We start from the raw sequence: 13,615 nt of genomic DNA, 5'->3' as shown, positions 1-13,615 counted from the left end.
GCCGGGAGGCGGTCCGCCGAGGTCGGCGAGCAGTCCAAGGGGCGCGCCCGCAAAGGCCGTTGAGATCTCACCGGTTCGAGTGGATCTCCTTGCCGACCGGCATGATGCCGTAACTCGTCGCGCTTGCTCGTAGTTGTCGATTTGCGCAGATATTTGCGTAGAAATCGTGCAGCGGGCGCGGCGAGGGGAGCGGTAAGTGGGCGGGACGACTGTGGTGCAGGACGAACCGGTTGCGGCGGCCCCGCCGCGACCGCCCGCTCCACCGCCGGCCGGCACCGTCGAACTCGGCCCGCGCCAGGTGCGGTTGGTCTTCCTCGGACTGATGCTGGCGCTGCTGCTCGCCGCGCTGGAGCAGATGATCGTCGCCACCGCGCTCCCGAAGATCGTCGGCGACCTGCACGGCCTGGACAAGATGTCCTGGGCGATCACCGCCTACCTGCTCACCGCCACCGTCGGACTGCCGGTCTACGGGAAGCTCGGCGACCTCCTCGGCCGCAAGGGCGTCTTCCAGTTCGCCATCGTGGTCTTCGTCGTCGGCTCCGCGCTCGCCGGCCGGGCGCAGACGATGGACCAGCTGATCGCCTTCCGCGCGGTGCAGGGCATCGGCGCCGGCGGACTCATGATCGGCGTCCAGGCGATCATCGCGGACATCGTGCCGCCCCGGCAGCGCGGCCGGTTCATGGGCCTGATCGGCGCCGCCTTCGGGCTCGCCTCGGTGGCCGGCCCCCTGCTCGGCGGCTACTTCACCGACCACCTCTCCTGGCGCTGGTGCTTCTACATCAACGTGCCCTTCGGCGCGGTCACCATGGCGGTCGTGGCCGTCGTGCTGAAACTGCCGAAACCGGTCGCCAAACCCCGCTTCGACGTTCTCGGCGCCCTGCTCCTCGCCACCGCCTCCACCTGCCTGGTCCTGCTGACGAGTTGGGGCGGCACCGAGTACGCCTGGGGCTCCGGAGTCATCCTGGGACTGGCAGCCGGGTCCGTGGCGAGTGCCGCGCTGTTCCTGGTCGTCGAGCGCTTCGCCGTCGAACCCCTCATCCCGCTGCGGCTGTTCCGCGACTCCGTCTTCAACATCACCGGCCTGGTCGGACTGGTGGTCGGCGTCGCCCTCTTCGGCGCCGCCAGCTACCTGCCGACCTTCCTGCAGATGGTGGACGGGGCCAGCGCCACCGAGTCCGGGCTGCTGATGCTGCCGATGATGGGCGGCATCGTCGGCGCGTCGATCATCTCCGGACAGCTCATCAGCAGCACCGGCCGCTACAAGCTCCACCCGATCATCGGCAGCGCCCTGTCGGTGATCGGCATGTGGCTGCTGTCCCGGCTCGAAGCGGACACGCCCCGGCTGCACTACAGCCTGTGGATGGCCGTCCTCGGCGCCGGGATCGGCATGGTGATGCCGGTCCTGATCCTCGCCGTGCAGAACTCCGTGCGCCCCGCCGACCTCGGCACCGCCACCAGCGCCAACAACTACTTCCGGCAGATCGGCGGCAGCGTCGGCGCCGCGATCTTCGGCACCCTCTTCGCCGACCGGCTCACCGACTCCCTGGCCGAGCGGCTCCCCCGGCACGCGGGCGCCGAGCTGCCCGATCCGGAGTCCATCACCCCCGAGCTCGTCCACGCCCTGCCGCCGGAACTGCGCGACGGCTACATCCAGGCCTACGCCGACGCCATGCCGAGGATCTTCCTCTACCTCGTCCCCGTGCTCGTCGTGGGCCTGCTCATCGCCTTCTTCCTCAAGGAGAAACCGCTGGTGTCCCACAACGCCCCCACCACCGACCCGGAGACCGCGTCGGCGCACACCCCGATCCCGCAGGCCCGCTCGCCGTACGCCGCCGGAATCCCCGTCTGCGGCACCGTCCAGCACCCCGACGGGACCGTGGTGCCGCGCGCCGCGCTCACCCTCATCGACGTCGCCGGTCAGCAGATCGGCCGGGGCGCGAGCGGTGAGGACGGGCGGTACGCGCTGGCCACGCCCGGCACGGGGGCGTACGTGCTGATCGCCGCCGCCGGCGGCCACCAGCCGCAGGCCGTCTCCGTCACCGTCGGCGAGCGGCCCGTCGAACTGGACGTCGTCCTCGGCGGCGCCGGGCGCCTCGCCGGCAGTGTCCTGACCGCGGACGGCACACCCGTGCGGGACGCCACCGTCACCCTGACCAATGTGCACGGCGAGGTCGTCTCCGCCACCCGCAGCGGACGCGAGGGCGGCTACGTCATCAGCGAGCTGGTCGCCGGCGAGTACACGCTCGCCGCGAGCGCGCCCGCGTTCCGTCCCACCGCCCTGCCGGTCACCGTGCAGGCCGCCCGCGAGACCCGGCAGGACGTCGAACTCGCCGGCGGGGCGGTGCTGCGCGGCACGGTCAGGGCGAGCGGCGGCAGGCCCGTCGAGGACGCGCGCGTGACGCTGCTGGACGCGGCGGGCAACGTGGTCGACACGCTCACCACCGGCGCCGACGGCACGTTCCGGTTCGTCGACCTGTCCTCCGGCGAGTACACCGTCATCGCGGCGGGCTACCCGCCGGTGGCCACCGTGCTCCAGGTGGCGGGCGGCGGACGCACCGAGCGGGACCTCCAGCTGGGCCACGAGGACTGACCGCCCGGCCGCGCACGCCGTCGCGCACCCACCGCTGACGGAGCGTCAATTCCCGCATTGCCGCACATCGTGTCCGGGCGCCGCCGTACGGTGGTGACCGGGGCACAGATCTTGCACAGCCGTGGGGGAGAGAGGGCCTGGGCCATGGACCGTGGCACCGACCGGGGAGAGCCTGCCGGCCACCGGACGGGGAGCGGTGCGCCGGCCGGGCGCGTCCCGGCCGGCCGCGTCCCGCTGGCCGTGGTCGTGGTCGACCGCGAGGGCCTGGTCTCCCACTGGAGCAGCGGCGCCCGGCGCCTGTTCGGCAGCGCCAAGGAGTCCGCGATCGGGCGGCCCGCGGCCGATCTGCTGCCGGTCTCCGGAGCGCTCCCCGAGGATCCCGGGGCCCCGGAGGACACCCCGTACGGACCCTACGGGACCTCCGAGGGGCTCGGCCCCGACCTCGGATCGTCCCTCGACGGAGGGCTGTCCTACCCGGCCGCGGGCCGGGCCCGGATCAGCGCGTCCGACGGCGCCAGGGTCGACGTGCTCTGGTGGGCGTACCCGCTGGTCGGCCCCGGCGCGGAGCGGCTGCTCGTGCTCGCCGCCGACGCAACCGCGCTGCACCGGGCCGACGCGCGGGACGACACCTCCGTCGAACGGATCGCACCCGCCTTCGCCCTGCACACCGACTTCCCCGGCGCCGACGAACTCGCCCGCAGGCTCCCCGAGATCCTGCCCAGCATGAGCGTCGGGGAGAGCGCCCGGATCGTCGGGCAGGTCCTCGAACTGGGCTACCCGGTCCTCGAGTTCAGCCAGAACGAACGGGTGCCCGTCACCCCCGACTGGGGAGTGCCCCGCCGCGCCGAGCGCCGGGCCCGGCGCGAGCGCCTGGCCAGGGCCGTGGCGGCCGGCGGGACCGTCCCGGAGGAACTGCGGGACGAGGCGGAGGACCTGGAGTACGCCGCCGTGCGCGAGCGGCTGGAGTTCCTCAACGAGGTCAGCGGGAGGATCGGCACCTCGCTCGATCTGGCGCGCACCGTCGTCGAGGTCAGCAAGGCCGTCGTACCGCGCTTCACCGATGTCGCCGGCACCTATCTGCGTGAACAGGTCGTCGCCGGCGAGGGATTCCCCGACGGCGTGCCGGACACCACCACCCTGTGGCACCGGGTCGCGCTGGAGCACACCGACGAGCCGGGCCGGTGGGACGACGTCGTGCCGGTCGGCGAGGCCATGCCGTTCCCCGCCCACACGCCGTTCTTCCAGTGCATGACCACGGGGGAGCCCGTCCTGGTGCCGCGCATCAGCGAGCAGCTGGGCCACGCCATCGCCTCGCAGTTCGAGAAGCGCGACATCCGGCCGCTGATCACCGGCCGCTCCATGCTCGTCGTGCCGCTCAAGGCGCGCCAGGTGGTCCTCGGCTTCATGATCCTGCTGCGGCACCCCGAGCGGGCCGAGTTCAACGACATGGACCGGGTCACCGGCGCCGAACTCGCCGCCCGGGCGGGCCTGGTGCTCGACAACGCGCGTATGTACACCTACCAGGAGAGTGTCGCCGAGACCCTCCAGGACAGCATGCTGCCGCACATCCCGCCGCACATGGCGGGCTGCGACATCGCCACCCGCTATCTGCCGGGCACCCTGCTCGGACGGGTCGGCGGCGACTGGTTCGACTCGGTGAAACTGCCCGGCGCCCGCACCGCGTTCGTCGTCGGCGACGTCATGGGCCACGGCCTCAACTCGGCGGCGATGATGGGCCAGTTGCGGACGGCCGTGCAGACCATGGCCGCCCTCGACCTGCCCCCCGCCCAACTGCTGCGCAACCTCGACGACCTGGCCCAGCGGCTCGGCGACTCCTACCTCGCGACCTGCCTCTACGCCGTCTACGACCCGGTCGCGAGCGAACTTCGCATCGGCAACGCGGGCCACATCCCACCCGTGCTCGTCCGCGCCGACGACGGCCGCAGCGAACTGCTCGACCTGCCCACCGGCGCGCCCATCGGCGTCGGCGGTGTGCCCTTCGAAGAGGTACGGGTGCGTGTGCGGCCCGGTGACCGGCTGGTGATGTGCACCGACGGGCTGGTCGAGGTGCGCGGTGAAGACATCGGTGTCGGCCTCGCCACGCTGTGCGAGTCCGCCGCGCACCCGGCAGCCTCCATGGACGACGCCTGCGACACGATCATCCGCGCCCTCAACACCCGCGGCGGCCGCAAGGACGACGTCGCCCTGCTGATGGCCCGCCTGACCGGCATCGAACCCGACGACGTCGCCGCATGGCGGCTCGCCCGCGAACCCGCCGAGGTGGGCCGGGCCCGCACGGCGGTGCGCGAGCAGCTGCACACCTGGGGCCTGGCCGGGCTGGCGGACAACGCCGAGCTGATGGTGAGCGAACTGGTCACCAATGCCGTCCGGCACTCCGGTCGCCGCCCAGTCGAACTGCGCCTGGTACGTGCGGACACCCTGCTGTGCGAGGTCGACGACGACGGTCACGACCTGCCCACACTGCTCAGCGCCGGGCCCGACGACGAGGCCGGCCGCGGACTGCGCGTGGTCAGCACCCTCGCCCGCGAGTGGGGTGCCAGCCGTACGAGCGAAGGCAAGACCGTCTGGTTCGAACTGACCCTGCCCCGCCGCTGAATCGGCCCGCGTGCGCGAGGGGCGCACGCCCGTCGAACGACCCGTGAAGGAACGCGCCGCGCGCTTGTGGCCGTGCGCCGGGCGCGGTAGACCGTACTCGCCCGCCGGTCGCGGCGGGACCGCGTCGGACCGGGGGAGTTGGCCATGAGCGTGACGAATCGGTACCGGCAGGCCTGGGAGGGCTTCTGGCGCGAGGCGCCCCCCGAGCGGGGCGCCGTCCTCTGGGACGCCGAGCCGGTGCTCACCGCGGGCCGGCACCTCGCCCTGTTCGAGCCGCAGTTGACCCATCCCGCGCTGCCGATGATCGACCTCGGCTGCGGCAACGGCACCCAGACCCGCTTCCTGGCCGACCGCTTCCCGCACGTGCTCGGCGTCGACCTGGCCGAGGCGGCCGTGGAGCACGCCCGGAACGCGGATCCGGCCGGACAGGCCGGCTACCGGTGCCTGGACGCCGCCGACAAGACCGAGACGGAGACGCTGCACGCGGAACTCGGGGACGCCAACGTCTATGTGCGCGGCGTGCTGCACCAGTGCGAACCGGACGACCGGCAGCCGCTGGTGGACGGGATCGCCACACTGGTCGGCACCCGGGGCCGGGTCTTCCTCGTCGAGCTCGCGGAAGCCGCCGGGGCCGTGCTGCGCGGTCTGGCGCAGAACCCGGACGGACCGCCGGCCAAGCTCGCACCGGTGTTCCGGCACGGCATCGCTCCGGGCGAGGTGGCCGACGCGGCGGTCCACGACCATCTGCGGGCGGCCGGGCTGACCGTGCTGGCCGCGGGCGAACTGCCGCTGATCACCACCGAGTGCGGCCCGGACGGCATCAGGATCGAACTGCCGTCGAAGTGGGTGGTGGCGGCTCGTCACATGTGAGGAGCCGGGTGGCGGACGTGTGACGGTGAGGGGCGCCCGCGTGTGCCGGTGGGGCGTACGCGAGTGACGGTGCGGGGTGCCCGAGTGCGACGGTGCGCGGCCGGTGCCGGGCACGGCGCCGTTCGCTTGCTCGGCGACCCGGGGGAGGGGCGGTTCCGGACGGGCGCGGCGCCGTCGTCCGGGCGGGTGTGCCACCGGCGTTCGGGACGGCGTGTCTCCGTCGTCCGGCCGGGTGTGTCAGGTGCGTTCGGGACGGCGTGTCTTCGTCGTCCCGGCGGGTGTGCCAGGTGCGTTCGGTGTGGCCTCACCCCGGCGTCCGGCGGGGCGTCTCCCCGCGGACCGTCCGGCCCGTCGCCTCCCCGCCCCCGCCCGCGCGCCGGAGCGAGCCCGGCGGCCGAGTCCCGGCAACCAGCGCGCGGACGGAGCGCGGCCCGCGGTGCCCCCGGGGCGGAGCTGGACCGACCGGTGGTCGCGGGGGCGGGGCGGCCGTCCTGGTCGGTTTCACGTTCTCCGCGTAACGTGGCGCATCATGAAGATCCTCATCAGCGCCGACATGGAGGGCGCCACCGGTGTCACCTGGCCGGCCGATGTGCTGCCGGGGACGCCGCAGTGGGAACGCTGCCGGTCCATGTTCACCTCGGACGTCAACGCCGCCGTGCTCGGCTTCCACGACGGCGGCGCCGACGCGGTGCTCGTCAACGAGGCCCACTGGACCATGCGGAACCTGCTGCTGGAACAGCTGGACGACCGGGTGGAAATGCTCACCGGCCGGCACAAATCGCTGTCCATGGTCGAGGGCGTGCAGCACGGGGACGTGGACGGGATCGCGTTCATCGGCTATCACGCGGGTGCCGGGGCGGAGGGCGTGCTCGCGCACACCTATCTCGCGAACTCGATCACCGGGGTGTGGCTGAACGGCGTTCGCGCCAGTGAGGGTCTGCTCAACGCGCATGTCGTCGCCGAGTACGGTGTCCCGGTGATTTTGGTGACCGGTGACGACGTGGCCTGCGAGGACGCGCTCGGCTACGCGCCGGAGGCGCTGAAGGTCGCCGTCAAGGACCACGTGTCGCGCTACGCGGCCGTGTGCCGGACACCGGCCAGGACCGCCGCGGACATCCGGGCCGCCGCGAAGGAGGCGGTCGCGCTGGCCGTGCGGTACGAGCCCGTCGCGGGCGGACCGTACACCGTGGCGGTCGAGTTCGACGCGGAGCACCTGGCCATGGCCGCGACCGTCGTACCGGGCGTCGGCCGGAGCGGGGAACGGAAAGTGACGTACACCAGCGAGACCATGTACGAGGGGATCCGCACCTTCAAGGCGGTCACCACCGTCGTCTCGGCTGCCGTGGAGGAGCAGTATGGCTGACCAGCAGGCGATGGACGAGGTCGTGGAGTTCACCTCCGACCTCATCCGCATCGACACCACCAACCGGGGCGGCGGCGACTGCCGGGAGCGGCCCGCCGCCGAGTACGCGGCGGCGCGGCTCGCGGACACGGGGCTGGAGCCCGTGCTGCTGGAGCGCACCGAGGGCCGCACCAACGTCGTCGCCCGTATCGAGGGCACCGACCCGTCGGCCGACGCGCTGCTGGTCCACGGGCACCTGGACGTCGTACCCGCCGAGGCCGCCGACTGGAGCGTGCACCCGTTCTCCGGGGAGATCCGCGACGGGGTCGTCTGGGGCCGGGGCGCGGTCGACATGAAGAACATGGACGCGATGATCCTCGCGGTCGTCCGGGCCTGGGCGCGGCAGGGAGTGCGGCCCCGGCGGGACATCGTGATCGCGTTCACCGCGGACGAGGAGGCCAGCGCCGCGGACGGTTCCGGGTTCCTCGCCGACCGGCACGCCGAGCTGTTCGAGGGGTGCACGGAGGGGATCAGCGAGTCCGGGGCGTTCACCTTCCACGACGGCGGCGGCCGGCAGATCTACCCCGTCGCCGCCGGTGAGCGCGGCACGGGCTGGCTGAAGCTGACCGCGCACGGGCGGGCCGGGCACGGCTCCAAGGTGAACCGCGAGAACGCGGTCACCCGGCTCGCGGCGGCGATCGCCCGGATCGGCGGTCACGAGTGGCCGCTGCGGCTGACCCCGACGGTGCGGGCGGCCCTCACCGAGCTGTCCGCCCTGTACGGCATCGACCCCGACCTGAGCGATGTCGACGGGCTGCTGGAGAAGCTCGGCCCGGCCGCCAAGCTGGTCGAGGCCACCGTCCGCAACAGCGCCAACCCGACGATGCTGGACGCCGGCTACAAGATCAACGTCATCCCGGGCGAGGCCGTGGCCCATGTGGACGGACGCTATCTGCCGGGCGGCGAGGACGAGTTCCGCAGCACCCTCGACCTGCTGACCGGACCGGACGTGGAGTGGGAGTTCGAGCACCGCGAGGTGGCCCTCCAGGCGCCGGTCGACTCGCCGACCTTCGCGAGGATGCGGGCGGCCGTGCAGGAGTTCGCGCCCGAGGGGCACGTGGTGCCGTACTGCATGTCGGGCGGGACCGACGCCAAGCAGTTCTCGCGGCTCGGCATCACCGGCTACGGATTCGCGCCGCTGAAACTGCCGGAGGGCTTCGACTACCAGGCCCTCTTCCACGGCGTCGACGAGCGCGTCCCGGTCGAGGCGCTCCACTTCGGCGTGAACGTCCTCGACCGGTTCCTGCGGAACGCCTGACCGATGGGGGAGACGGTGCAGACCCTGGCGTACGGTTCCTGGCCCTCGCCGATCGACGCGGCCCTCGCCGCCGCGCACGACGGGCATCCCGAATACGTGGGCTTCGTCGGCGACGAGGTCTGGTGGACCGAACCGCGGCCCGCCGAGCAGGGCCGCCGCACCCTGATGCGGCGGCACGCCGACGGCACGGAGGAGTCCGTGCTGCCCGCGCCGTGGAACGTGCGCAGCCGCGTCATCGAGTACGGCGGGCAGCCGTGGGCCGGCGACCTCGTCGACGGCCGGCCGCTGGTGGTGTTCGTGCACTTCCCCGACCAGCGCCTCTACCGGTACGAGCCGGGCACCGAACCGCGCCCGCTGACGCCCGTGTCGCCGGTCGGCGGCGGGCTGCGCTGGGTCGATCCCACGCTGCGGACCGGACGCGGCGAGGTGTGGTGCGTGCTGGAGGAGTTCACCGGCGAGGGACCCACCGACGTACGGCGGGTCCTGGCGGCGGTGCCGCTCGACGGCTCCGCCGCCGAGGACCGGGACGCCGTGCGCGAACTCACCGACGACCGGCACCGCTTCGTCACCGGCCCCCGTCTGTCGCCCGACGGGCGGCGCGCGGCCTGGCTGGCCTGGGACCATCCGCGGATGCCGTGGGACGGCACGGAGCTGATGCTCGCCGACGTCGGGTCCGACGGCACGCTCGGCACGCCCCGGACGGTCGCCGGCGGACCGGAGGAGTCGATCGCCCAGGTCGACTTCGCCGCCGACGGCTCCCTGCTCTACGCCGGCGACCGCACCGGCTGGTGGAACCTCTACCGGGACGGCATCCCGCTGTGCCCGCGCGAGGAGGAGTTCGGCGGGCCGCTGTGGAAGGTGGGGCACCGCTGGTTCGCCCCGCTGGCCGGCGGACTCGTCGCCGTGGTGCACGGGCGCGGCGCGAGCGCGCTCGGCATCCTGGACCCGGAGACCGGCGAGGTCGTCGACACCGCGGGTCCCTGGACCGAGTTCGCGCCCACCCTCGCGGTGCACGGTGAGCGGGTGGTCGGCGTCGGAGCCAGCCCCCGCAGTGCCTACGAGGTGGTGGAGCTGGACACCCGGACCGGCCGGGCCCGGGTGATCGGCGCCGAGCACGACGACGCCGTGGATCCGGTGTACTACCCGGAACCGCAGATCCGTACCTTCACCGGCCCGGACGGGCGCGAGATCCACGCGCACGTCTACCCGCCGCACAACCCCGGCTGCACGGCCCCCGGCGCCGAGCTGCCGCCGTACGTCGTGTGGGCGCACGGCGGCCCCACCGGACGCGCCCCGCTCGTCCTGGACCTCCAGATCGCCTACTTCACCTCGCGCGGCATCGGGGTCGCCGAGGTCAACTACGGCGGCTCCACCGGGTACGGCCGCGCCTACCGGGACCGGCTGCGCGAGCAGTGGGGTGTCGTCGACGTCGAGGACTGCGCGGCCGTCGCGCTGGCCCTGGCCGAGGAAGGCACCGCCGACCGCTCGCGGCTCGCGGTGCGCGGCGGCAGCGCCGGCGGCTGGACCACGGCGGCGTCCCTGGCGACGACCGACGTCTACGCCTGCGGCACGATCATCTACCCGATCCTCGACCTCACCGCCTGGGGGACGGGGGAGACGCACGACTTCGAGTCCCAGTACCTGGAGAGCCTGGTGGGGCCGCTCGCCGAGGTGCCCGGACGGTACACGGAGCGCTCGCCGTCCGAGCACGCCGAGCGGATCACCGCGCCGTTCCTGCTGCTGCAGGGCCTGGACGACGTGATCTGCCCGCCCGCGCAGTGCGAACGGTTCCTGGCCCGTATGGAGGGCCGGCGGGTGCCGCACGCCTACATCGCCTTCGAGGGGGAGGGGCACGGGTTCCGGCGGGCGGACACCATGATCCGCGCCCTGGAGGCCGAACTGTCCCTGTACACCCAGGTCTTCGGGCTGGACCGGGCCGACGTGCCCACGCTGGAGCTGGCCAAGTGAGGGAACTCCTGCGACCCGCCCGGCTCGCCCCCGGCGCCCGGGTGGCGGTCGTCGCGCCCAGCGGACCGGTACCGGAGGAGCGGCTGGAGGCCGGTCTCGACGTGCTGCGCGGCTGGGACCTCGACCCGGTGACGGCACCCCACGTGCTGTCGCGGCACGACCGGTTCGACTACCTGGCCGGCACGGACGCCGACCGGGCGGCGGACTTCCAGGCCGCCTGGTGCGATCCGGCCGTGGACGCGGTGCTGTGCGCCCGCGGCGGATACGGCGCGCAGCGGATGGTCGACCTGCTCGACTGGGACGCGCTGCGGGCGGCCGGCCCGAAGGTGCTCGTCGGCTTCAGCGACGTCACCGCGCTGCACGAGGCGTTCGCCACCCGGCTGGGCCTGGTCACCCTGCACGGGCCGATGGCGGCGGGCGTCGACTTCATCAAGAACGCCCGGGCGCAGGAGCACCTGCGGGCCACACTGTTCGCGCCCGAGACGGTCCGCACCATCGCCTCCGGCGGCACCGCGCTGGTTCCCGGGCGGGCCCGGGGCGTGACCCTCGGCGGGTGCGTGAGCCTGCTCGCGGCCGACCTCGGCACACCCCATGCCCGGCCCGGCGCGCGCGGCGGTCTGCTGATGATCGAGGACGTCGGTGAGGAGGCCTACCGGCTCGACCGGATCCTCACCCAGCTCCTGCGCGCGGGATGGCTCGACGGTGTCGAGGGGATCGCGCTCGGCTCCTGGCACGACTGCGGCCCGTACGAGAAGCTGCGCCCGGTCCTCGCCGACCGGCTCGGCGGCCTCGGGATCCCGGTCGCCGAGGAGTTCGGGTTCGGGCACGGCGAGGGGGCGCTGACGATCCCGTTCGGTGTCGCGGCCGAACTCGACGCCGACGCGGGCACGCTGACCCTGTCGGAGCCCGCCCTTCGCTGACCGGCGCGGCGTCGAACAACCGATGACCGGTTTTGTGAAAATCGGTCAACTTCCCGGCGGAAACCCCGGTCATGGTGTTTGACCTTGTTTGACACGTGTCACACCATGACACCCCGGCCGGTACCGACCGGTCGGTACTCGGGTTGTCCTCAGCCTGGAGGTCCATGTGTCCCGACGCGCGCCCCGACCCCGTGCCGTCCTCGCCGCCGTCCTCGGCGCCGTGCTGGCCGCCCCCCTCGCCCTCGCCGGCCCGGCTCCCGCCACCGCGAACGGCGAGTACGACGTCACCGCGCTGAAGTTCACCGTGCGGGCGGGCGGGCGCACCTGCACGATCGACGCCGACCTCTACCGGCCCGCGGGCGTGGACAGCGCCCGCCCCGCCCCCGCCGTCCTGGCGACGAACGGCTTCGGCGGCAGCAAGGACGACGGCTCCACCGACGCCATCGGCAAGGCCTTCGCCCGGCGCGGCTACGTCGGGCTCGTCTACTCCGGACTCGGCTTCGGCAGCTCGGACTGCCCCATCTCGCTCGACGACCCGGCCGTCGACGGCCGCGCCGCGGCCCACCTGCTGGACTTCCTGGCCGGTCGGCGGACCGCCGACGACGGCACGGGCGTCGACCACGTCATCCTCGACGGCCCCGGCGACCCGCGCGTCGGCATGATCGGCGGATCCTACGGCGGGGCGATCCAGCTGGCCACGGCCTCCGTCGACCACCGCGTCGACGCGCTCGTCCCCATGATCACCTGGCACGACCTGGCGTACTCGCTCGTCCCCAACAACGCCGTGGGCGCCCGCGACCTCCCCGGCGCCTTCAAATGGCAGTGGACCAACGGCTTCTACCTGGCCGGCGAGAGCCGGCCGCCGCTCGGGCCGAGCCTGGCCCCGTCCCGCGTCCGCTCCCTGACCTGCCGGCACTTCGTCAGCGACGCGTGCGACACCATCCGCACCCTGAACTCCGGCCGCTACCCCGCCGACCGGAGCGCCGGGCTGCTGTCCTACGCCCGCAAGGTCTCGCCCGTGTCCTACCTCCACCGGGTCGAGGCGCCCACCCTGCTCGTCCAGGGACAGGCCGACACCCTGTTCAACCTGAACGAGGCCACCGCGACGTACCGGACGCTCAGGGCCCACGGCACACCGGTGAAGATGATCTGGCAGGCCGGGGGGCACAGCGGCGGTGTCACCGATCCGGCGGCCGGCGAACTCGATCTCCGCCGGGGCGACCTGGAGAGCAGTTACGTCGGCCGGCGGATCCTTGCCTGGTTCGACCGCCACCTCCACAGAAGGAACGTCGACACCGGACCCGCCTTCGCCTACTACCGGGACTGGGTTCGCGATCCCGCCGGCCGGTACGCCACGGCCGAACGGCTCCCGGCACCCGGCCTGAAGCTGTACCTCTCCGGCGACGGCACCCTCGTCGACCACCGCGCGAAGGCGGTACGCGGCAGCCTCTCGTACACCAACCGGCCGACCCCCACCAGTCACTCGGAGACCTCCGTGACCGGAGTCCTCCGACTGCCGGACCCGGCGCCGTACGACACCGCGGGCACCTACGCGGGCTGGACGAGCCAGCCCCTCGGGCGGGCCGTCGACGTCGTGGGCGCCCCGCTGGCCACGCTGAAGGTGCTCTCCCCGGCGGCCGAGCGGACCCAGGGCTCGGGGGACGCCGCCGACCGGCTCGTGCTCTTCGCCAAGCTGTACGACGTCGCCCCCGACGGCACCGCGACCCTGGCCCACCGGCTGATCGCGCCGGTGCGCGTACCGGATGTGACCGAGCCGTTCACCGTGACCCTGCCGGGGATCGTGCACCGCTTCGGCAAGGGCCACCGCCTGCGCTTCGTGATCGCGGCGAGCGACGGCGCGTACCTCGGCAACCGCGGCGTCAAGCCGGTGACGGTGTCCGTCGCGCCGGGGAACCCCGGGGTGCTGGAGTTGCCGGTGGTGCGGCACTGACCCCGGCAGGCCCGCGCCGGGAACGGGCCGCGAGCGGGCG

Annotated in this window: 8 protein-coding genes; all 8 read left to right on the top strand. The window is 73.4% G+C overall.

Annotated features, from left to right (window positions below; translation table 11 throughout):
* Positions 1-196 precede the first annotated feature (196 nt).
* The 8 genes from DN051_RS09570 to DN051_RS09535 all read left to right on the top strand — a co-directional run bounded on the left by DN051_RS09570 (position 197) and on the right by DN051_RS09535 (position 13,575).
* A complete protein-coding gene (locus DN051_RS09570; protein WP_112438505.1) occupies positions 197-2,590 on the top strand; it encodes an MFS transporter in 2,394 nt (797 codons plus the stop codon).
* 144 nt (positions 2,591-2,734) lie between these two features.
* Positions 2,735-5,206: an ATP-binding SpoIIE family protein phosphatase gene (locus DN051_RS09565; protein ID WP_162624898.1), complete on the top strand. Its 2,472-nt coding sequence runs from the start codon at positions 2,735-2,737 to the stop codon at positions 5,204-5,206.
* A 144-nt stretch (positions 5,207-5,350) separates the two neighbouring features.
* Positions 5,351-6,076 (top strand): class I SAM-dependent methyltransferase, encoded by a 726-nt coding sequence (locus tag DN051_RS09560; protein ID WP_053761182.1) that lies wholly within the window; start codon positions 5,351-5,353, stop codon positions 6,074-6,076.
* Positions 6,077-6,605: 529 nt separating this feature from the next.
* Positions 6,606-7,439: a M55 family metallopeptidase gene (locus DN051_RS09555; protein ID WP_053761183.1), complete on the top strand. Its 834-nt coding sequence runs from the start codon at positions 6,606-6,608 to the stop codon at positions 7,437-7,439.
* The gene (locus tag DN051_RS09550; RefSeq protein ID WP_053761184.1) at positions 7,432-8,736 is read left to right on the top strand and encodes a M20/M25/M40 family metallo-hydrolase; all 1,305 of its coding nucleotides are present in this window, start codon (positions 7,432-7,434) and stop codon (positions 8,734-8,736) included. The genes DN051_RS09555 and DN051_RS09550 overlap by 8 nt, the downstream gene beginning before the upstream one ends.
* Before the next feature lie 3 nt (positions 8,737-8,739).
* Positions 8,740-10,704, top strand: coding sequence for a prolyl oligopeptidase family serine peptidase (locus tag DN051_RS09545; RefSeq protein ID WP_112438504.1), 1,965 nt, complete (start codon positions 8,740-8,742; stop codon positions 10,702-10,704).
* A complete protein-coding gene (locus DN051_RS09540; protein WP_053761186.1) occupies positions 10,701-11,624 on the top strand; it encodes a S66 peptidase family protein in 924 nt (307 codons plus the stop codon). Before DN051_RS09545 ends, DN051_RS09540 begins: the two co-directional genes overlap by 4 nt.
* A gap of 166 nt (positions 11,625-11,790) precedes the next feature.
* On the top strand, positions 11,791-13,575 hold the full coding sequence (locus tag DN051_RS09535) for a CocE/NonD family hydrolase (RefSeq protein ID WP_112438503.1): 1,785 nt from the start codon (positions 11,791-11,793) through the stop codon (positions 13,573-13,575).
* Positions 13,576-13,615: the final 40 nt, after the last annotated feature.

The sequence above is a fragment of the Streptomyces cadmiisoli genome (assembly GCF_003261055.1).
Lineage (GTDB): Bacteria > Actinomycetota > Actinomycetes > Streptomycetales > Streptomycetaceae > Streptomyces > Streptomyces cadmiisoli.
This window is presented reverse-complemented; position numbering and strand designations above follow the sequence as displayed.

Bases quoted from the DNA above. Each gene is read 5' to 3' on its own strand.
- DN051_RS09545 (WP_112438504.1), top strand. From the start codon at position 8,740: ATGGGGGAGACGGTGCAGACCCTGGCGTACGGTTCCTGGCCCTCGCCG.
- DN051_RS09555 (WP_053761183.1), top strand. From the start codon at position 6,606: ATGAAGATCCTCATCAGCGCCGACATGGAGGGCGCCACCGGTGTCACC.
- DN051_RS09565 (WP_162624898.1), top strand. From the start codon at position 2,735: ATGGACCGTGGCACCGACCGGGGAGAGCCTGCCGGCCACCGGACGGGG.
- DN051_RS09560 (WP_053761182.1), top strand. From the start codon at position 5,351: ATGAGCGTGACGAATCGGTACCGGCAGGCCTGGGAGGGCTTCTGGCGC.
- DN051_RS09550 (WP_053761184.1), top strand. From the start codon at position 7,432: ATGGCTGACCAGCAGGCGATGGACGAGGTCGTGGAGTTCACCTCCGAC.